18 protein-coding genes and 5 tRNA genes are annotated in these 18,670 nt (G+C 59.4%); 14 read left to right on the top strand and 9 right to left on the bottom strand.

Annotated elements, in window-relative coordinates:
- The first annotated feature begins 74 nt into the window (after positions 1–74).
- On the top strand, positions 75–902 hold the full coding sequence (locus PG5_RS02580; protein WP_020795517.1) for an arylamine N-acetyltransferase: 828 nt from the start codon (positions 75–77) through the stop codon (positions 900–902).
- A 63-nt stretch (positions 903–965) separates the two neighbouring features.
- Here the strand turns inward: PG5_RS02580 and PG5_RS02575 are convergent, their stop codons facing one another.
- Entirely contained in the window at positions 966–1,289 is a 324-nt protein-coding gene (locus PG5_RS02575; RefSeq protein ID WP_020795516.1) for a BrnA antitoxin family protein, read from the bottom strand.
- Between the two features lie 3 nt (positions 1,290–1,292).
- Positions 1,293–1,574 carry a BrnT family toxin gene (locus PG5_RS02570; protein WP_020795515.1) on the bottom strand — a complete coding sequence of 94 codons (282 nt, stop codon included), beginning with the start codon at positions 1,572–1,574 and terminating at the stop codon, positions 1,293–1,295.
- Between the two features lie 255 nt (positions 1,575–1,829).
- Between PG5_RS02570 and PG5_RS02565 the strand changes: the two genes are divergently transcribed.
- Complete coding sequence (locus PG5_RS02565; protein WP_020795514.1) at positions 1,830–3,347, top strand: nucleobase:cation symporter-2 family protein; 1,518 nt, start codon at positions 1,830–1,832, stop codon at positions 3,345–3,347.
- Positions 3,348–3,476: 129 nt separating this feature from the next.
- Here the strand turns inward: PG5_RS02565 and PG5_RS02560 are convergent.
- Positions 3,477–3,552 (bottom strand) — tRNA-Asn (locus tag PG5_RS02560).
- A 230-nt stretch (positions 3,553–3,782) separates the two neighbouring features.
- Between PG5_RS02560 and PG5_RS02555 the strand changes: the two genes are divergently transcribed.
- Positions 3,783–4,013 carry a hypothetical protein gene (locus PG5_RS02555; RefSeq protein WP_020795513.1) on the top strand — a complete coding sequence of 77 codons (231 nt, stop codon included), beginning with the start codon at positions 3,783–3,785 and terminating at the stop codon, positions 4,011–4,013.
- Here the strand turns inward: PG5_RS02555 and PG5_RS02550 are convergent.
- Both PG5_RS02550 and PG5_RS02540 read right to left on the bottom strand, forming a co-directional pair.
- Positions 4,010–4,213 carry a hypothetical protein gene (locus tag PG5_RS02550; RefSeq protein ID WP_020795512.1) on the bottom strand — a complete coding sequence of 68 codons (204 nt, stop codon included), beginning with the start codon at positions 4,211–4,213 and terminating at the stop codon, positions 4,010–4,012. The two genes, PG5_RS02555 and PG5_RS02550, sit on opposite strands and share 4 nt — an antisense overlap.
- 249 nt (positions 4,214–4,462) lie before the next feature.
- Entirely contained in the window at positions 4,463–5,659 is a 1,197-nt protein-coding gene (locus PG5_RS02540; RefSeq protein ID WP_020795511.1) for an amino acid aminotransferase, read from the bottom strand.
- 336 nt (positions 5,660–5,995) lie between these two features.
- On the opposite strand from PG5_RS02540, the gene uvrB reads away from it, so the two are divergent.
- On the top strand, positions 5,996–8,011 hold the full coding sequence (gene uvrB / locus PG5_RS02535; RefSeq protein WP_020795510.1) for an excinuclease ABC subunit UvrB: 2,016 nt from the start codon (positions 5,996–5,998) through the stop codon (positions 8,009–8,011).
- A 105-nt stretch (positions 8,012–8,116) separates the two neighbouring features.
- On the opposite strand, the gene PG5_RS02530 is transcribed toward uvrB, so the two are convergent.
- Together PG5_RS02530 and PG5_RS02525 are read right to left on the bottom strand one after the other, a co-directional pair.
- The gene (locus PG5_RS02530) at positions 8,117–9,607 is read right to left on the bottom strand and encodes an MDR family MFS transporter (RefSeq protein ID WP_177326131.1); all 1,491 of its coding nucleotides are present in this window, start codon (positions 9,605–9,607) and stop codon (positions 8,117–8,119) included.
- A 49-nt stretch (positions 9,608–9,656) separates the two neighbouring features.
- Positions 9,657–10,745, bottom strand: a complete 1,089-nt coding sequence (locus PG5_RS02525; RefSeq protein ID WP_020795508.1) for an HlyD family secretion protein — start codon at positions 10,743–10,745, stop codon at positions 9,657–9,659.
- Positions 10,746–10,965: 220 nt separating this feature from the next.
- On the opposite strand from PG5_RS02525, the gene gltX reads away from it, so the two are divergent.
- The 10 genes from gltX to PG5_RS02475 all read left to right on the top strand — a co-directional run bounded on the left by gltX (position 10,966) and on the right by PG5_RS02475 (position 17,010).
- Entirely contained in the window at positions 10,966–12,447 is a 1,482-nt protein-coding gene (gene gltX, locus PG5_RS02520; RefSeq protein WP_020795507.1) for a glutamate--tRNA ligase, read from the top strand.
- A gap of 262 nt (positions 12,448–12,709) precedes the next feature.
- Positions 12,710–12,785: transfer RNA gene (locus tag PG5_RS02515), tRNA-Ala, on the top strand.
- A 79-nt stretch (positions 12,786–12,864) separates the two neighbouring features.
- Positions 12,865–12,940 (top strand) — tRNA-Glu (locus PG5_RS02510).
- 53 nt (positions 12,941–12,993) lie between these two features.
- Positions 12,994–13,069: transfer RNA gene (locus tag PG5_RS02505), tRNA-Ala, on the top strand.
- Positions 13,070–13,148: 79 nt separating this feature from the next.
- Positions 13,149–13,224: transfer RNA gene (locus PG5_RS02500), tRNA-Glu, on the top strand.
- Positions 13,225–13,408: 184 nt separating this feature from the next.
- Positions 13,409–13,948: a TetR/AcrR family transcriptional regulator gene (locus PG5_RS02495; RefSeq protein ID WP_020795506.1), complete on the top strand. Its 540-nt coding sequence runs from the start codon at positions 13,409–13,411 to the stop codon at positions 13,946–13,948.
- Positions 13,949–13,977: 29 nt separating this feature from the next.
- Complete coding sequence (locus PG5_RS02490; protein ID WP_020795505.1) at positions 13,978–14,811, top strand: alpha/beta fold hydrolase; 834 nt, start codon at positions 13,978–13,980, stop codon at positions 14,809–14,811.
- Positions 14,812–14,860: 49 nt separating this feature from the next.
- A complete protein-coding gene (locus tag PG5_RS02485) occupies positions 14,861–15,310 on the top strand; it encodes a thioesterase family protein (protein ID WP_020795504.1) in 450 nt (149 codons plus the stop codon).
- A gap of 159 nt (positions 15,311–15,469) precedes the next feature.
- Positions 15,470–16,429 carry a tRNA-dihydrouridine synthase gene (locus tag PG5_RS02480; protein ID WP_020795503.1) on the top strand — a complete coding sequence of 320 codons (960 nt, stop codon included), beginning with the start codon at positions 15,470–15,472 and terminating at the stop codon, positions 16,427–16,429.
- Positions 16,430–16,560: 131 nt separating this feature from the next.
- Entirely contained in the window at positions 16,561–17,010 is a 450-nt protein-coding gene (locus tag PG5_RS02475; RefSeq protein ID WP_020795502.1) for an Hsp20 family protein, read from the top strand.
- Between the two features lie 97 nt (positions 17,011–17,107).
- On the opposite strand, the gene PG5_RS02470 is transcribed toward PG5_RS02475, so the two are convergent.
- Both PG5_RS02470 and PG5_RS02465 read right to left on the bottom strand, forming a co-directional pair.
- Positions 17,108–18,040, bottom strand: coding sequence for a phosphatidate cytidylyltransferase (locus PG5_RS02470; RefSeq protein ID WP_020795501.1), 933 nt, complete (start codon positions 18,038–18,040; stop codon positions 17,108–17,110).
- Position 18,041: 1 nt separating this feature from the next.
- On the bottom strand, positions 18,042–18,662 hold the full coding sequence (locus PG5_RS02465) for a 1-acyl-sn-glycerol-3-phosphate acyltransferase (RefSeq protein WP_020795500.1): 621 nt from the start codon (positions 18,660–18,662) through the stop codon (positions 18,042–18,044).
- Positions 18,663–18,670 lie beyond the last annotated feature (8 nt).

Here is an 18,670-nt window from a genome sequence, read left to right as displayed (position 1 = left end):
TAAATCAATTGTCGGCCGTACCCCTTCATCCCTTATACATAGCGTCCACAGCTTGCGTGCATAAGGATCAAGCGATGAGCGAGCCAAGTCTGGCAAACACTGTTTCCTATCTAAAGCGCCTGGGATTCGACGCTCCCCCGGCACCTACGCTTGAAACCCTGCGCCTGCTTCAATTGCGTCACACCGGCGCCTTCGCGTTTGAAAACCTCACCACGCTGGCGGGCGAGCCGGTGCGCATCGACTTGGCGTCGATCGAGCATAAGGTCCTGCAGGATGGGCGCGGCGGTTACTGCTACGAACTCAACTATCTGTTTCTGGTCTTGCTCCAGGCGCTCGGCTTCGACGCGCGGGGTATCAGCGGGCGCGTGGTCATGGGCCAGCCGGAGGGCGCCTGGACCGCGCGTACGCACCGCTTGAGCCTGGTGACGCTCGATGGCGTGCGCTACATCACTGACGTCGGCTTCGGCGGCATGGTGCCCACGGCACCGCTGTCGCTCGACAGCCGCGGTGAACAATGGACTCCCCACGAGCCGTATCGCATTGAGCAGCACGTTGACGGCTACACCCTTCGCGCCAAGGTCGCGAATGAATGGCGGCCCATGTACATCTTCGACCTGCAGCGCCAGGAGGACATCGATTACGCCGTTGGCAACTGGTATGTCTCGACCCACCCCGAATCACCGTTCGCCAGGCAATTGATGGTGGCCCGAACCGGGGAAGGGTGGCGACGGACCCTCAATAACGGCAGCTTTGCAATCCATCGTACAGGGCAGGACAGTGAACGCCGGGAAGTGGCCGACCTGCAGGAGTTGATTGGCGTGCTGGAAAGCGAGTTCGAGATTCGGGTACCCACGCATGCGTCGTTGATGCACACACTTGAGCGATTGATAGCGCCGCAATAGTCGACGCATCGTGCACACAAAAAAAGTGCGGATTGGATCAATTTGCACCTTTTCCGTGCTTTTCTAAGGCCGGGCATCAGGCTCCATCACCCGCTGAATTTCGCTGAGGGCTTGCGCGAGCTTTTTTTCCAGGTTTTTCAACTCAGAGGCGGTGATCCCCTTTTTCAGGTGCCTGCCAGTGCTGCCTTCTGTTTTGTCATGCCCGGTCAGCAACGCCCTGCGCAGCGTGTTGTTGATCGCGGTCTGGTAGCCATAACCCTCGCTCTCCGCGAGCGCGCGTGCCGCTTCGATGACGACGTCATCGAGCATGATGGTGATACGGGTCTTGCCTTTGCTGGAGGCAACTGCCCCACGCCTGGCATGGCTGAAGTCGTACTCGTCTTTCATGGGTCAAGCCTCCAGATACTGGCGGCGCTCGTTTTTGCTGGCGAGGCGCGCGGAAATGATTCGAACGAAATTCGGGTCACGATGGGTGTACGCCACGACCAGCAAACGACCTTTGCCGTCCAGCCCCATGATGATCCAGCGCTGTTCATCATGATGATTGTCCTCAAGGGTCAGCGCCCGTTCATCATGGAACACTGGCTCCGTCTCTGCGAGGCTGATACCCAGGTGCTTGAGTTTATTGGCTGCGTTCTTCGCCCTGTGATACTGAATTTCGAATGACTTCATTGTGCATACTTTATATGTATATGAAAGAGGGCGATCACTACCGATGGTCACCAGGAATTCAAAAGACTAGTGGGCGCGGGAGAATGGGGCGCGCGGATGTATTTCAAGGTTTTTTACGATGTGATGCGCGATGGCACACAGCCTGCATGAACGACCGTTCATAATTTGACTGGCAAGTTGTATACAACTCTATAGACATTTGTCCTGGATCTTGAATACAGTGTGCGCATAACAAAAACCAGGGAACCCCCTAACATGAAAACGCCCCATGTTTCACACCAACGGCCTGAAGATGAAAATCTCGGGATCGGCGCGAATATGGCTTACGGCCTGCAACATGTTCTGACCATGTACGGTGGCATCGTCGCGGTGCCCTTGATCATTGGGCAGGCGGCCGGGCTGTCGCCGGCGGACATCGGTTTGTTGATTGCTGCTTCATTGTTTGCGGGGGGGCTGGCCACGTTGCTGCAAACCCTGGGTCTACCGTTTTTCGGTTGTCAGTTGCCGCTGGTGCAGGGCGTGTCGTTTTCCGGCGTCGCGACCATGGTGGCGATTGTCAGCAGTGGCGGCGAGGGCGGGTTTCAGTCGATCCTGGGGGCGGTCATAGCCGCTTCCCTGATCGGATTGCTGATCACGCCGGTGTTCTCGCGAATTACCAAGTTCTTCCCGCCGCTGGTCACGGGCATCGTGATCACCACCATCGGTCTAACGCTGATGCCGGTGGCGGCACGCTGGGCCATGGGTGGCAACAGTCACGCCCCTGACTTTGGCAGCATGGCCAACATCGGGTTGGCAGCGGTGACGCTGGTGCTGGTGCTGTTGCTGAGCAAGATCGGCAGCGCCACCATCTCAAGGTTATCGATCCTGCTGGCGATGGTCATCGGTACGGTCATCGCGGTGTTCCTTGGCATGGCGGATTTCTCGTCCGTCGGCCAGGGGCCAATGTTCGGTTTCCCGACACCTTTTCACTTTGGTATGCCGACCTTCCACTTCGCGGCAATCCTGTCGATGTGCATCGTGGTCATGGTGACCCTGGTGGAGACCTCGGCGGATATCCTGGCCGTGGGTGAAATCATCGACACCAAGGTCGATTCCAAGCGCCTGGGCAACGGTTTGCGCGCGGACATGCTGTCGAGCATGATCGCCCCGATCTTCGGCTCCTTCACCCAAAGCGCCTTCGCCCAGAACGTCGGGCTGGTGGCGGTGACCGGCATCAAGAGCCGTTATGTGGTGGCCACCGGCGGCCTGTTCCTGGTGATCCTCGGCCTGCTACCGTTCATGGGGCGTGTGATTGCCGCCGTGCCGACCTCCGTCCTCGGCGGTGCCGGTATCGTGCTGTTCGGCACCGTTGCGGCCAGCGGCATTCGCACGCTGTCCAAGGTCGACTACCGCAATAACGTCAACCTGATCATCGTCGCGACCTCCATCGGTTTCGGCATGATCCCGATCGCCGCGCCGAACTTCTACGATCACTTCCCAAGCTGGTTCGCCACGATCTTCCATTCGGGCATCAGCTCTTCGGCAATCATGGCCATCGTGCTCAACCTGGCCTTCAACCACCTGACCGCCGGTAACTCCGACCAGCAGTCGGTGTTTGCGGCGGGCACCGAGCGGGTGTTGCGCTACCAGGACCTGGCGGCGTTGCGCGAAGGGGATTACTTCAGCGACGGCAAGTTGCACGACTGCGATGGCAAGGAGATTCCAGTGGTGGAATCGGCACATGGGGCGGTGGACCCGCGACCGGTGCTGGCCAAGAGCAGTGAGCATGTCTGACGCAAGGCGTCACTGAAAAGGGCCGATCTGTTGAATAGACAGGTCGGCTTTTTTCTTTTGAAATAAAAAACAACGACCACAAAAAAGCCCCTGAATCTTTCGATTCAGGGGCTTTTCGATATTGCTGTCTGGCTCCACGACCTGGACTCGAACCAGGGACCCAGTGATTAACAGTCACTTGCTCTACCAACTGAGCTATCGCGGAATGGCGCCTATGTTACTGATTCAAAAAGAGAAGTCAAGCACCTGATAGTAAAATCAGGGTTTCATCGGGACGGACGGTGATTTATCGCTGATTGGCGGTTACCGGAATCGCTGGCGAGGGCTACCATGGCAACCCGGAAGTGGTTCCACGCGCTGCCGGCCATTCGCCGATAAGGTACGTGCCATGACTTGCTTGACCGTCACAAAGCTTCGACACAATGGGGTATTCCCATGAGCATCGCGCAAATCAGCCTGCCCAAGGGGGTCGGCCCGCACGCCGAAAAACTATTCGATGCAATCACCCAGGCCAGCAGCGCCGATGAGTTGAACCGTGCAGGGGGCAAGGCCGAGGGTTTTGTCCTGGGCCTGGAAAGCACCAAGGCGATCAAGAGCCAGGTCGCGGAATCGCTATATGTCGCCTATGACGATGCCGCCAGCCAGCGCGCGACCGAACTGGCCTAGCCGCCGAAGGTAATGGTGCCAAGCATCAGTTTGGCGTAGAGCGCCGTTGCACCCAGTTGCACCAGCCACAGGGCCAGGCCGCCGAGAAACACGCCGGCAGCGACTTGCATCACCAGGTTGTTGCCGCGTTGTCTGGCCGGGGTGCGGGGGATGAAGTCGTCCAGGTCATCGCGATCAGCGCGTAGGTCATCGTTTTTCATATCGGCTCTCGTAAGAAATCTCGGGTGTACACCACACCTTGTAGGAGCGAGCATGCTCGCGAGGAACCTGAGGGCACCGCGGGGCGTCAGGTTTCCCGAGTCATCGCTAACGACCATCGCGAGCATGCTCGCTCCTGCAGTGGATGGATGTGTGCAGTTTAGAGGGCTCGCTCTGGTTGCTGAAAATTATCTGCGCCAAACAAAAAACGGGAAGCCAGTGGCTTCCCGTTTTTCGTATCAGCAGACCAATCAGATCACCTGAACGATCGCATCCGTCACAACCTTGATGTTGCTCTGGTTCAGGGCAGCCACGCAGATACGGCCGGTGTCCAGGGCGTAGATGCCGAACTCATTGCGCAGGCGATGCACTTGTTCAACGCTCAGGCCAGAGTACGAGAACATGCCGCGCTGGCGACCGACGAAGCTGAAGTCACGCTGCGGCGCGTTTTTCGCCAGGGTCTCGACCATTTGCGTGCGCATGCCACGAATGCGCAGGCGCATCTCGGCAAGCTCCGCTTCCCACTGGGCGCGCAGCTCCGGGCTGTTGAGTACGGCGGCGACGATGCTTGCACCGTGGGTTGGCGGGTTGGAGTAGTTGGTGCGGATCACGCGCTTGACTTGCGACAGTACGCGCGCGCTTTCTTCTTTCGATTCGCTGACGATCGACAGGGCGCCAACGCGCTCGCCGTACAGCGAGAACGATTTGGAGAACGAGCTGGAAACAAAGAAGGTCAGGCCCGATTCGGCGAACAGGCGCACGGCAGCGGCGTCTTCATCGATGCCGTCGCCGAAACCTTGATATGCCATGTCGAGGAACGGCACGTGACCCTTGGCTTTTACCACTTCCAGGACGTTGTTCCAGTCCGCTGGGCTCAGGTCCACACCGGTCGGGTTGTGGCAGCAAGCGTGCAACACAATGATCGAGCCGGACGGCAGGGCGTTCAGGTCTTCCAGCAAACCAGCACGGTTCACGTCATGGGTGGCGGCATCGTAGTAGCGATAGTTCTGCACCGGGAAGCCGGCGGTTTCAAACAGCGCGCGGTGGTTTTCCCAGCTTGGGTCGCTGATCGCCACGACGGCGTTCGGCAGCAGTTGCTTGAGGAAGTCGGCACCGATTTTCAGTGCGCCAGTACCGCCAACGGCCTGGGTGGTGATGACTCGGCCAGCGGCGATCAGTGGCGAATCATTGCCAAACAGCAATTTTTGCACGGCCTGGTCGTAGGCGGCGATGCCGTCGATTGGCAGGTAGCCACGGGAAGCGTGTTGAGCGACGCGAATGGTTTCGGCTTCGACAACGGCGCGCAGGAGTGGGATTTTCCCCTCCTCGTTGCAATAAACACCGACTCCCAGGTTGACCTTGTTGGTACGGGTTTCGGCGTTGAATGCTTCGTTGAGGCCCAGGATTGGATCGCGTGGTGCCATTTCGACAGCGGAGAACAGGCTCATTTTTGCGGCGGCTCTGAATGGAGAATGGAGGGACGTGTCGCGCTCCAGCCGAATGCACTAGAGCGGTGCACAAACGGGGAGCTAGTATAGAGGCCATCCGCGAGAGATGGCGACAGACGAATCGGCTTTTAAGGTAAGTTTTTTCTATTATTTTTCGACCATTAGTCGATTAGCGCCGTCAAAGGCTTTACGCGTTGTAGGACGTTTACCTTGAAAGCGCCGGCAATCGGCTCCACATTGAGCGCAATCCAGTTTTTTCCTCGGGCGACATCGGTCGTTTGCGGTCTTTCTCGTTCGTGCCGGTTTTACTGGCAAGAGTGATCCCAGAGGTTTTACATGTCTGAATTCCAGCTAGTCACCCGCTTCGAGCCTGCCGGCGATCAACCAGAGGCCATCCGCCTGATGGTCGAGGGCATTGAGGCCGGGCTGGCGCACCAGACTTTGCTCGGTGTGACAGGTTCCGGCAAGACCTTCAGCATCGCCAACGTGATCGCCCAGGTACAGCGCCCGACCCTGGTACTGGCGCCGAACAAGACCCTGGCGGCGCAGTTGTACGGTGAATTCAAGGCGTTCTTCCCGAACAATGCCGTCGAATACTTCGTTTCCTACTACGACTACTACCAGCCTGAAGCGTACGTGCCGTCTTCGGACACCTTCATCGAGAAAGACGCTTCGATCAATGACCATATCGAGCAGATGCGGCTGTCCGCGACCAAGGCTTTGCTGGAGCGCAAGGACGCGATCATCGTCACCACGGTGTCGTGCATCTACGGTCTGGGCAGCCCGGAAACCTACCTGAAGATGGTTTTGCACGTGGATCGTGGCGACAAGCTTGACCAGCGTGAATTGCTGCGCCGCCTGGCTGACCTGCAATACACCCGCAACGACATGGAATTTGCCCGTGCGACGTTCCGGGTGCGCGGCGATGTGATCGATATCCACCCGGCGGAATCAGATTTCGAAGCGATCCGCATCGAGCTCTTCGATGACGAAGTGGAGAGCCTGTCGGCCTTCGATCCGTTGACCGGTGAAGTCATTCGCAAGCTGCCGCGCTTCACCTTCTACCCGAAAAGCCACTACGTGACACCTCGGGAAACCTTGCTGGATGCCGTCGAAGGGATCAAGGTCGAGTTGCAGGAGCGCCTGGACTACCTGCGTTCCAACAACAAGCTGGTGGAGGCGCAGCGCCTGGAGCAGCGCACCCGGTTTGACCTGGAGATGATTCTTGAGCTGGGTTATTGCAATGGCATCGAGAACTACTCGCGCTACCTGTCCGGTCGCGAAGCCGGGGCCCCACCGCCGACCCTGTACGATTACCTGCCGGCCGACGCTTTGCTGGTGATCGACGAATCCCACGTCAGCGTGCCGCAAGTAGGCGCCATGTACAAAGGCGACCGCTCGCGTAAAGAGACGCTGGTGGAATATGGCTTCCGCCTGCCATCGGCGCTGGACAATCGGCCGATGCGGTTCGATGAGTGGGAAAGCATCAGCCCGCAGACGATTTTTGTCTCGGCGACGCCAGGCAATTATGAGGCCGAACACGCTGGGCGCGTCATTGACATGGTGGTGCGTCCGACCGGTCTGGTGGACCCGCAGATCGAGATCCGCCCGGCACTGACCCAGGTCGACGATTTGCTGTCGGAAATCACCAAGCGCGTCGCCCTGGAAGAGCGAGTGCTGGTCACGACGCTGACCAAGCGCATGGCCGAGGACTTGACTGACTACCTGGCCGATCACGGCGTGCGCGTACGCTATCTGCACTCGGACATCGACACCGTGGAGCGGGTGGAGATCATCCGCGACTTGCGCCTTGGCACCTTCGATGTGCTGGTGGGGATCAACCTGCTGCGCGAGGGCCTGGACATGCCGGAAGTGTCGCTGGTGGCGATCCTCGATGCCGACAAGGAAGGCTTCCTGCGTTCCGAGCGTTCGCTGATCCAGACCATCGGTCGGGCGGCGCGTAACCTCAATGGCCGGGCGATTCTGTATGCCGACCGGATCACTCGCTCCATGGAGCGGGCGATCGGCGAAACCGAGCGTCGCCGCGACAAGCAGATCGCCTTCAACCTGGCCAACGGCATCACGCCCAAGGGCGTGTTCAAGGACGTTGCCGATATCATGGAAGGCGCCACCGTGCCGGGTTCGCGCAGCAAGAAGCGCAAGGGCATGGCCAAGGCCGCCGAGGAAAACGCCCGGTACGAAGCCGAGTTGCGCTCGCCGGGTGAGATCGCCAAGCGTATCAAGGCGTTGGAGGAGAAGATGTACCAGTTGGCGCGTGACCTGGAATTCGAAGCGGCGGCGCAGATGCGTGACGAGATTGCCAAGTTGCGCGAGCGCTTGATTACAGTCTGAGATTTGCGTTGCGTGCGCGGGCCTCTTCGCGAGCAGGCTCGCTCCCACAAGGTTTAGCGTAATTCCAGTGGGAGCGAGCCTGCTCGCGAAGGCCGCGACTCGGTCTCAATGTGCTTCCCCAGCCTTCAACCCCGCCGGCAATGTCCTGGTCAGCAGCACCGCCAACATGCTGATCCCCAGCGCAATCCCGACAAAATGAAACGCATCGTTGTAGGCCATGATCGACGCCTGCTGATGGGCGATCTCACTGAGTTTGCCCAAAGCCGCTGTTTCGTTGCCCAGCGTGTTGGTCAATGAAGCCAGGCGTTCGGCCACCTGTGGATTGCTTGGCACGATGGACTCGCGCAAATAATCAAAATAGGTCTTGGTCCGCGCATCCAGCAGGGTGGCGAGGAGGGCGATGCCAATGGCGCCGCCGAGGTTACGCAGGATGTTGAACAGGCTCGAAGCCGACCCCGCATCCTGAGGCAGGATGTACGCTGTGGCGATCAGCGAAATGGTGACCATGATCAGCGGCTGGCCCAATGCGCGAATGATCTGGATCTGGTTGAACTGTGGCCCGGCGAAGTCCGGGTTGAGCACGCCGGAGTAGAAACTTGCCAGGCCGAACAAGCCAAAACCAATCGTGCACAGCCATTTCGGCGAGACAACCTTCATCAGCTTGGGCACCAGGGGAATCAGGAACAGCTGCGGCACGCCCATCCACATGATCACTTCGCCGATCTGCAGGGCGTTGTAGTTTTGGATCTGCGCCAGGTACAGCGGTAACAAATAAATCGAACCGTACAGGCCAACTCCCATTCCGACGCTGGAAATACTCGATAAACCGAAGTTGCGATTGCCCAGGATGCCGAGGTTGATCAGCGGATTGGGCTTGGAAAACTGTACGATCACAAAAGTGATCAAGCTAATTAGCGCGATGCTGCCCAGGGCCACGATCAGGTTGGACTCGAGCCAGTCCTTGCGATGCCCTTCCTCCAGGAATACCTGCAAACAGCCAAGGCCGACGCCCAGGGTAACGATGCCGGCGTAGTCGGTGCTTTTAAGCAATTCCCAGTGGGCCGCTTTCTTTTCCAGGCCGTACATCAGCCCGGCGATCATGAGCAGGCCAGGCGGTATGTTGATGTAGAAAATGTATTCCCAGCCCCAGTTTTCCGTCAGCCAGCCACCGAGTGTCGGGCCGATCGATGGCGCGAAGGTTGCCGTCATCGCAAACATGGCCATGCCTTTGGCGCGGTGATGTTCGGGAAGTTTGATCAGGGTCAGGGTGAAGGCCAGCGGAATCAGCGCGCCGCCCGTGAAGCCCTGCAGTGCACGAAAGACGATCATGCTTTCCAGGCTCCAGGCCATGGAGCACAGCAGCGAGGCAACGAGAAAACCCAGGGAAACCCACACCGCGAGGCGTCGCGCTGATAACAGCTGAACCAGCCATGCGGTCAGCGGGATCATGATGATTTCCGCCACCAGGTACGAGGTGGAAATCCACGAGCCTTCTTCCAGGGTGGCCGACAGCGCCCCCTGAATATCCTTGAGCGATGAATTGGTGATCTGAATGTCGAGCACCGCCATGAAGGCGCCGAGCATCACGCTCATCACCGCGATCCAGTCCCGCCGGGTCGGTTCCCCGACCGGGCGAATCAGTTGATCACCGGCCATCGTCAAGTGTGTCTTTGCTGCTCACTTTGGTGGTGAGATCTTCCGGGGCGTCCTTGATATTCACCTTGGCGGTCACCGACATGCCCGGGCGGATCTTGCCGCGCAACGGGTTATCGGCGGCGAAGGTCAGCTTCACGGGGATCCGTTGCACGACTTTGGTGAAGTTGCCCGTGGCATTGTCTGGCGGCAACAGGCTGAACTGCGCGCCCGAGGCGGCGAACAGGCTGTCGACCCGGGCTTCGATCGGCGTGTCGCCGTAGGCGTCGAAGGTCAGCTCGGCTATCTGTCCGGGCTGCATGTGGCCAATCTGGGTTTCCTTGAAGTTGGCCTGAATCCAGATGTCTTCATCGGGCACCACCGACAGCAGATAGGCGCCGGCCTGCACGAATTGGCCATTGCGCGCGGCACGCTGGCCGATCAGGCCGCTGATCGGCGCATGGATTTCACTGCGGGAGAGGTTCAGCTCGGCCTGGGCCAGGTCGGCCCTGGCATTGGCGATCTGCGCGTCGAGGCGTTTGATCTCGGCACTCAACGCGTTGATTTGCTGGCGCTGGCCCTGGGCGTCCGCCTGGGCCTTGAGCAGCTGTGAGCGGGCAATGTGGTTGTCGGCCGAGAGCGTGGTCACGCGTTCTTCCGAGACATAACCGGGCTTGCGCAAGGTTTCGGCGCGGGTCAGGTCTATCTGTGAACGGCCCAGGCTCGCCTGGCTGGACGCGACTTGCGCGTCGCTGGCGGCAATCAGGCTGGCCTGCTGGGTCAGTTTGCTCTGGGCTTGCAGGCGTTCGGCCTGGCGGGTGGCGAGCGTCGCATTGGCGCGGTCGACGGCGAGGCGGAAATCATCGCCTTCGAGCCTTATCAGCAACTGGCCTTTCTCGACGTGCTGGTTGTCCTGCACCAGCACCTCATCGATGCGCGCCCCCAACTGGCTCGACACGCGGGTGATTTCGCCCTGGACATAGGCGTTATCAGTGCTTTCATAAAACCGCCCGTTGAAAAACCAATGGGCGAAAAAGCCCCCGGCGATCAGCAGGACAAGCAACAGGAAGAGGGACAGGCGACGCTTGAGTTGGGCAGGCATGGGGCAAACTGTAGTCGAGAATATGTAAGGAAAGTTATCAGCTGGTGAATCTGGCACACAGCCGATAAACGGTAAATGCCATCGGCTGATATCCGGCCATTCACCACGGCATACAGGCGTTGTAGACGCAAACTTGGCTTAAATGCCCTGTTCACTGGAGCGGGGCGGGTGTCGCCTGTTACCATTCGCCCTTTGTTTGATCTTCTTTTCGAGACTTGCCATGACCACCGTCCGCACGCGCATCGCGCCATCGCCTACCGGGGACCCCCACGTAGGTACCGCTTACATCGCATTGTTCAACTACTGCTTTGCCAAGCAGCACGGCGGTGAGTTCATCCTGCGGATCGAAGACACCGACCAGCTGCGTTCGACCCGCGAGTCCGAGCAGCAGATTTTCGACGCCCTGCGCTGGTTGGGTATCGACTGGAGCGAAGGCCCGGACGTCGGCGGCCCCCACGGCCCGTATCGTCAAAGCGAGCGCGGCGAGATCTATCAGAAGTACTGCCAGCAGCTCGTAGACATGGGCCATGCCTTCCCGTGCTTCTGCACCGCCGAAGAGCTGGACCAGATGCGTGCCGAACAAATGGCCCGTGGCGAAACCCCACGATACGACGGCCGAGCGCTGTTGCTGTCCAAGGAAGAAGTGGCGCGCCGCCTGGCCGCTGGTGAACCGCACGTGATCCGCATGAAGGTCCCGAGCGAAGGCGTGTGCGTAGTGCCGGACATGCTGCGTGGCGACGTTGAAATCCCGTGGGACCGCATGGACATGCAAGTTCTGATGAAGACCGACGGCCTGCCGACGTACTTCCTGGCCAACGTGGTCGATGACCATCTGATGGGCATCACCCACGTATTGCGCGGCGAAGAGTGGCTGCCGTCAGCGCCGAAACTGATCCTCTTGTACGAATACTTCGGCTGGGAACAACCGGAGCTGTGCTATATGCCGCTGCTGCGTAACCCGGACAAGAGCAAGCTGTCCAAGCGCAAGAACCCGACTTCGGTGACGTTCTACGAGCGCATGGGCTTTATGCCCGAAGCAATGCTCAACTACCTGGGCCGGATGGGCTGGTCGATGCCGGACGAGCGCGAGAAGTTCTCGCTGCAGGAAATGGTCGATAACTTCGACCTCAAGCGCGTCTCCCTTGGCGGGCCGATTTTCGACATCGAGAAACTGTCCTGGCTCAACGGCCAGTGGCTGCGTGACCTGCCGGTGGAAGAGTTCGCTGCGCGCGTGCAGAAGTGGGCATTCAATGCCGAATACATGATGAAGATCGCGCCGCACGTGCAGGGCCGCGTCGAGACATTCAGCCAGGTTGCACCGCTGGCCGGATTCTTCTTTGCCGGTGGCGTGAATCCGGACGCCAGGCTGTTCGAATCGAAGAAGCTCTCGGGCGATCAGGTTCGCCAGTTGATGCAGTTGATCCTGTGGAAGCTCGAAAGCCTGCGCCAGTGGGAGAAGGACAGCATCACCGCGACCATTCAGGCAGTGGTCGAATCCCTGGAGTTGAAGCTGCGTGATGCCATGCCGCTGATGTTCGCCGCGATCACCGGCCAGGCCAGCTCGGTGTCGGTGCTCGATGCGATGGAAATCCTCGGGCCGGACCTGACCCGGTTCCGCCTGCGCCAGGCGATCGATCTGCTGGGTGGCGTGTCGAAGAAAGAAAACAAGGAGTGGGAAAAGCTGTTGGGCGCTATCGCCTGATTCCCACTGTAGGAGCTGCCGCAGGCTGCGATCTTTTGATCTTGCTTCTAAAAGCCAACGTCAAAAGATCGCAGCCTTCGGCAGCTCCTACGGGTCTGCGTTCCTCGCAAACAGCCCGTTGTTTCGGGGGGAGGGCGGTAAGTGATTGTTATGTCGGCAAAAAATTTTATTTTTTTTGCAAAATAAGTTTGACAGGCTTTCGATACGCCCTTAAGATTCGCCCCGTCCTCAGCGATGAAGCCAACGGCAACATCAACGATGAGGGGCTATAGCTCAGCTGGGAGAGCGCTTGCATGGCATGCAAGAGGTCGACGGTTCGATCCCGTCTAGCTCCACCAATTTACACTTCGAGGTCTGGCCACACCGGCCTCGAAGCGATCAACACTCAGCGTTGATCAGTTGTATAGAAGGGTTTGCGTCCCCTTCGTCTAGTGGCCTAGGACACCGCCCTTTCACGGCGGTAACAGGGGTTCGAGTCCCCTAGGGGACGCCAGTTTTACAGAAGCGATGTTGCAAGATGTCGCTCCGCCGCGAGGCGAAAAATCCGGGGCCATAGCTCAGCTGGGAGAGCGCCTGCCTTGCACGCAGGAGGTCAGCGGTTCGATCCCGCTTGGCTCCACCAATTTTACAGTTCAAGGTCTGGCCACACCGGCCTTGAATCGATCAGTTCTCAGCGCTGATCATTGTATAGAAGGGTTTGCGTCCCCTTCGTCTAGTGGCCTAGGACACCGCCCTTTCACGGCGGTAACAGGGGTTCGAGTCCCCTAGGGGACGCCACGATTACCCGCTCTGCGGGATTTTATAAGGGTCATTCAATTATTGAATGGCCCTTTTGTTTGTCTGGCGTTTGGCCAAATCTCCCTCTTTCTCCCAAACTGTTCTTCAGACCAGCGGTCACATCCACGACTTGCAGAAAATTATTATGAGAATAATATTCTAGTCGTAATATTCGGAGGCAACGATGAACGATAAAAAAGCTCAAACCCGCGAACGCATTCTCAAGGCAGCCAGCGCCGCACTGATCCAGCGTGGTCCGGCCGAGCCAAGCGTTGGCGAAGTGATGGGCGCGGCCGGCCTGACCGTCGGCGGCTTTTATGCGCACTTCGAAAGCAAGGACGCGATGATGCTGGAAGCGTTCAAGCAGTTGCTGGGTCACCGCCGTGACCTGATTGCCGACATGGATGCCGAGTTGACCGGTGAAGAGCGTCGCGCGTTGGTTGCAGCGTTTTATCTGTCACGCAAACACCGCGATTCCAGCGAGTCTGCGTGCCCGATCCCGGCCTCGATCGGTGAGCTCGGACGCCTGCCCGAGGCGTTTCGAATTGCACTGAATGAACACATGGAGCTGATGGTCGCGCAATTGGCGGCCAGTCCTGAAGACACCGACAAAGCCCTGGCTGATCTGGCCTTGATGGTGGGCGGCCTGGCGCTGGCACGGGCGCTGGGACCCGGTGATTTATCCGATCGTTTGCTGCGCGCGGCCAAGTCGGCGGTGCGTTGACCTGAAGGCTGCGGCCTGGGGAGAATGCGATGAGCACGTTGAAGTGGGTTCGTGGCGTTAATGGCACCTTGGGTTGGTTCGCCCCGAAGCTGGTGGCGAGCAAAATGCGATTGGCATTCATGACGCCGCGCGATTTTCCACCGCGTGATTGGGAATTGCCGCTGCTGGCCAAATCCGAACGAATCACTTTGCGTTTCGGCCTTTCAGCGTTGCGCTGGGGGCAAGGCCCGGCAGTGCTTTTGATGCACGGCTGGGAAGGTCGGCCCACACAGTTTGCCAGCCTGATCACGGCGCTGGTCGATGCCGGGTATTCGGTTGTCGCTTTGGACGGCCCGGCGCACGGTCGCTCGCCCGGGCGCGAGGCGAATGTCGTGCTGTTCGCCCGAGCCCTGCTGGAAGCGGCCGCCGAATTGCCGCCGCTGCAAGCAGTTATCGGCCACTCCATGGGCGGCGCCAGTGCCATGCTTGCCGTGCAAATGGGCCTGCGCACCGAAACCCTGGTCAGCATTGCCGCCCCGGCGCGGATTCTCGGGGTATTGCGCGGTTTCGCCCGCTATGTGGGGTTGCCCCCGAAAGCCCGCTCGGCGTTCATCCGCCAGGTCGAGTCTGACGTCGGCATGCGCGCGGCGATGCTGGATGTCGCGCACTACCAGCTCGACATGCCTGGCCTGATCGTGCACGCCGAGGACGACACCCATGTCCCGGTCAAGGAATCACAACTGATCCACGAAGCCTGGTTCGACAGTCGTCTGCTGCGTTTGCAGGAAGGCGGTCATCAGCGGGTGCTGGCTGACCCGCGGGTGATTGATGGCGTGTTATCACTGCTGGCCGGTCGCAGCCTGCAATCGCGCCAATCGGCTTGAGCATCCGTTACACTGCCCCGGTCGAATCAATCTGACCGGGGAGTGGGGCATGGGCTGGGATCGGGCAACGCCGTTTATCATAGATCTGCAAGTGGGCGCCGAAGACATCGACGGGCTGGGGCACGCCAATAACGCGGTGTACGTGACCTGGCTCGAACGTTGTGCCTGGCGCCACTCCCAGCGCCTCGGCCTGGATCTGGTCGAATACCGTCGGCTGGACCGGGCGATGGCGGTGGTGCGCCACGAAATCGATTACCTGGCGGCCGCCTATGAAGGCGATGAGCTGCAACTGGCGACCTGGATCGTCGATTGGGACCAGCGCCTGAAAATGACCCGGCATTTCCAATTGAAACGCCCCAGCGATAATTCGACCTTGCTGCGCGCGCAAACCACGTTCGTTTGCATCGAGCTGTCCACCGGCAAGCCCAAGCGCATGCCTGCCGAGTTCATCGAAGGCTACGGCCCGGCGCTGCAAGCCCCCGCCTGCCCCCCCCTGTAGGAGCGAGCATGCTCGCGATGGTCGTCAACGATTACGCTGGGAACCTGACACCCCGCAGCGCTCTCAGGTTCATCGCGAGCAGGCTCGCTCCTACAGGGTTCTGCGATTTCTCGCGATATCCAGTAAACTGCCGCACGTTTTTCGTTGAGTGTGTTTTTCATGCAAATTGCCTTGGCGCCCATGGAGGGGTTGGTCGACGATATCCTGCGCGACGTGCTGACCCGAGTGGGCGGTATCGATTGGTGCGTGACCGAGTTCATTCGGGTCAACGATCAACTGCTCACGCCTGCTTATTTCCATAAATTCGGCCCGGAACTGCTGAACGGCGCCCGGACTACTTCTGGCGTGCCGCTGCGCGTGCAGTTGCTGGGTTCGGACCCTGTGTGCCTGGCGGAAAACGCCGCGCTGGCGTGTGAGCTGGGTTCCGAGGTGATCGACCTCAACTTCGGCTGCCCGGCCAAGACGGTCAACAAGTCCCGGGGCGGCGCTGTGCTGCTCAAGGAGCCTGAGCTGCTCAATCAGATCGTCGAGCATGTCCGTCGCGCCGTTCCGGCGCACATTCCGGTAACGGCCAAGATGCGCCTGGGCTTCGATAGTCCGGACGGTGCGCTGGTGTGCGCCACGGCCCTGGCTGAAGGCGGTGCCGAGCATATCGTGGTCCACGCCCGGACCAAGACTGACGGCTACAAGCCACCTGCCCACTGGGAGTGGATCCCGCGGGTACAGGACGTGGTCAAGGTGCCGGTGTTCGCCAACGGTGATATCTGGAGCGTCGAAGACTGGCGTCGTTGCCGCGAAATCAGCGGCGTGGAAGACATCATGCTCGGTCGCGGCCTGGTTTCGCGCCCCGATCTGGCCCGGCAAATCGCGGCGGCGAAGGCCGGTGAAGAGGTCGTTGAGATGACCTGGGCCGAGTTGCTGCCGTTGATCCAGGATTTCTGGCTGCAAGCCAAGGCGCAGATGACTGCGCGTCAATCGCCGGGCCGCTTGAAGCAGTGGCTGGCGATGTTGACCCGCAATTATCCCGAGGCGGTCGAGTTGTTCAGCGTCCTGCGCCGTGAAACCGAGCTGGACCAAGTCTCGCGTTTGTTGGGGTTGCAGGTGGCTGAAGCGGCCTGAAAAAAGTTAAAAAAATCTGAAAAAAATCTCTTGAAAAGCAAACAGCGGTCCCTATCTAAGGATTACGCGATGCCGAATTCGGGTCGCGGAGACAAAAAAACTTGCTGATCTGTTTTCAGGAGATTTGAATCATGAGTACTGCATTTTCCATGGCACCACTGTTCCGTTCCTCGGTTGGCTTCGACCGTTTCAATGACCTGTTCGAAACCGCCCTGCGCAACGAGCCAGGCAGCACCTACCCACCTTATAACGTGGAAAAGCACGGCGACGACCAATACCGCATCGTCGTAGCGGCCGCCGGCTTCCAGGAAGAAGACCTGGAGCTGCAAGTGGAAAAAGGTGTGCTGACCATCAGTGGGGGCGGCAAACGTGAAGTGAACGAGGGCGTCACTTACCTGTACCAGGGTATCGCACAGCGGGCCTTCAAACTGTCCTTCCGCCTGGCGGACCATATCCAGATCAAGGCCGCCGACCTGAGCAACGGTTTGTTGAGTATCGACCTGTTGCGGGTGATTCCCGAAGAAGACAAAGCCAAGCGCATCCCGATCAACGGGACACAAAAACCGGCTCTGCAGCATTGAGTCGGACCGGGCAGGGTTGTCTGAGGACGACTTGACCGGCTGAAGCAAAAGACCCCGACTTGTCGGGGTCTTTTTTTTTCGGGGCCGGTTCCTGCGATCAGGTCCACCCATACCGGACCAGATGAAAGAAAATCGGCGCGGCAAAACACACCGAATCCAGGCGATCGAGCATGCCACCATGACCTTCGATCATATGCCCCCAGTCCTTCACGCCACGGTCGCGCTTGATCGCCGACATCACGATGCCGCCGGCGAATCCCAGCAGGTTGATCAGCAGGGCGATGAGCAGCGACTGCCAGGCAGTGAACGGCGTGATCCACCACAAGGCGCAGCCGATCAGTGAGGCCAGCAGGATGCCGCCGACAAAACCTTCCACGGTCTTGGACGGCGACAGGTTCGGCGCAATCTTGCGTTTGCCGAACAATTTGCCGCACACGTACTGCAGCACATCCGACATCTGCACCACGATCACCAGATAGGCGATTAACAGCAGGTTTCGCCCCTCATAACCGGCGATGTCCAGGGTCAGCAGGGCGGGTACATGGGATACGCAGAACACCGCAATCATCAGGCCCCACTGGACTTTCGAGGCTCGCTCGAGGAAGTGCGTACTGTCGCCGCCCAGGGACGCCAGGATCGGCAGCAGCAGGAATACGTAGACTGGAATGAAGATCGAGAACAGCCCGTACCAGTCGTAGTAAATCAGCAGGTACTGCAGCGGCAGGGCCAGGTAGAAGGCCGCGACCAAAGCCGGATAGTCGCTGCGGCGAGTGGGCGTGAGCGTCATGAATTCGCGCAGGGCGTAGAAGGACACCGTGTAGAACAGCACGATCACGGCGGTGGTGCCGAGCCAAAAGGCGATCCCGATGACCAGTACCATCACCCACCAGGCGTTGATCCGTGCGTTGAGGTTGTCGATCACCGGGTTGGGGCTGCCGTGGCTGCGGCGCTTGAGCACGAAACCAATTGCCGAGGCCAGCAATAGAAACGCGCCAATCGCGCCAAACAACATCAAGGTCTGTCTATCCATGTCAGGCATGCTCTCCGGCCAGGCTCAGTAGCGCTTCGCGACTGCGTTCGAGAAAGTGCGTCTTGCTTTCATCTTCGTCCAGGGTCAACGCGGCGCCAAAGCTGATGGTGCATAAAAGCGGCAGCGGCAGGACCCGCCCCTTGGGCATGACGCGGTTGAGGTTGGCGATCCACACCGGGATCAACTGCGCCTGGGGATATTGCCTTGCCAGGTGGTAAAGCCCGCTCTTGAACGGCAATAAACCCTCATCGGGGTTACGCGTGCCTTCGGGAAAAATGATCAGCGAGTCGCCGTTTTCCAGGGCATCGAGCATCGGTTGCAAGGGATTGTCGGCGGGTTCCTTGCGTTCACGGTCAACCAGTACGCCGTTGAACACCTGGTTGATGATGTAGCGCCGCAACGGGCTTTTCAGCCAGTAGTCCGAGCCTGCCACGGGCCGGGTGATGGTGCGCAGGGTCGGCGGCAGCGAGGCCCACAGCAGGACGAAATCGCCATGGCTGCTGTGGTTGGCAAAGTAGATACGCTGTACAGGTTCCGGTGCGCAGCCGAGCCACAGGCTGCGCGCGCCGGTCAGTATGCGCGCGGCCGAGGTGATGAGGGTGGCAACCACGGGTTCGAGCATGGGAACTC

Origin of the sequence: Pseudomonas sp. G5(2012) (assembly GCF_000408945.1) — a bacterium.
Lineage (GTDB): Bacteria > Pseudomonadota > Gammaproteobacteria > Pseudomonadales > Pseudomonadaceae > Aquipseudomonas > Aquipseudomonas umsongensis.
This window is presented reverse-complemented; position numbering and strand designations above follow the sequence as displayed.

Excerpts from the sequence above, each read along its gene's own strand:
- PG5_RS02475 (WP_020795502.1), top strand. The coding sequence starts at position 16,561 with ATGAGTACTGCATTTTCCATGGCACCACTGTTCCGTTCCTCGGTTGGC.
- PG5_RS02465 (WP_020795500.1), bottom strand. The coding sequence starts at position 18,662 with ATGCTCGAACCCGTGGTTGCCACCCTCATCACCTCGGCCGCGCGCATA.
- PG5_RS02580 (WP_020795517.1), top strand. The coding sequence starts at position 75 with ATGAGCGAGCCAAGTCTGGCAAACACTGTTTCCTATCTAAAGCGCCTG.
- PG5_RS02540 (WP_020795511.1), bottom strand. The coding sequence starts at position 5,659 with ATGAGCCTGTTCTCCGCTGTCGAAATGGCACCACGCGATCCAATCCTG.
- PG5_RS02470 (WP_020795501.1), bottom strand. The coding sequence starts at position 18,040 with ATGGATAGACAGACCTTGATGTTGTTTGGCGCGATTGGCGCGTTTCTA.
- PG5_RS02555 (WP_020795513.1), top strand. The coding sequence starts at position 3,783 with ATGAGCATCGCGCAAATCAGCCTGCCCAAGGGGGTCGGCCCGCACGCC.
- gltX (WP_020795507.1), top strand. The coding sequence starts at position 10,966 with ATGACCACCGTCCGCACGCGCATCGCGCCATCGCCTACCGGGGACCCC.
- PG5_RS02495 (WP_020795506.1), top strand. The coding sequence starts at position 13,409 with ATGAACGATAAAAAAGCTCAAACCCGCGAACGCATTCTCAAGGCAGCC.
- PG5_RS02490 (WP_020795505.1), top strand. The coding sequence starts at position 13,978 with ATGAGCACGTTGAAGTGGGTTCGTGGCGTTAATGGCACCTTGGGTTGG.
- PG5_RS02575 (WP_020795516.1), bottom strand. The coding sequence starts at position 1,289 with ATGAAAGACGAGTACGACTTCAGCCATGCCAGGCGTGGGGCAGTTGCC.
- PG5_RS02485 (WP_020795504.1), top strand. The coding sequence starts at position 14,861 with ATGGGCTGGGATCGGGCAACGCCGTTTATCATAGATCTGCAAGTGGGC.
- PG5_RS02480 (WP_020795503.1), top strand. The coding sequence starts at position 15,470 with ATGCAAATTGCCTTGGCGCCCATGGAGGGGTTGGTCGACGATATCCTG.
- PG5_RS02570 (WP_020795515.1), bottom strand. The coding sequence starts at position 1,574 with ATGAAGTCATTCGAAATTCAGTATCACAGGGCGAAGAACGCAGCCAAT.
- uvrB (WP_020795510.1), top strand. The coding sequence starts at position 5,996 with ATGTCTGAATTCCAGCTAGTCACCCGCTTCGAGCCTGCCGGCGATCAA.
- PG5_RS02565 (WP_020795514.1), top strand. The coding sequence starts at position 1,830 with ATGAAAACGCCCCATGTTTCACACCAACGGCCTGAAGATGAAAATCTC.
- PG5_RS02525 (WP_020795508.1), bottom strand. The coding sequence starts at position 10,745 with ATGCCTGCCCAACTCAAGCGTCGCCTGTCCCTCTTCCTGTTGCTTGTC.
- PG5_RS02550 (WP_020795512.1), bottom strand. The coding sequence starts at position 4,213 with ATGAAAAACGATGACCTACGCGCTGATCGCGATGACCTGGACGACTTC.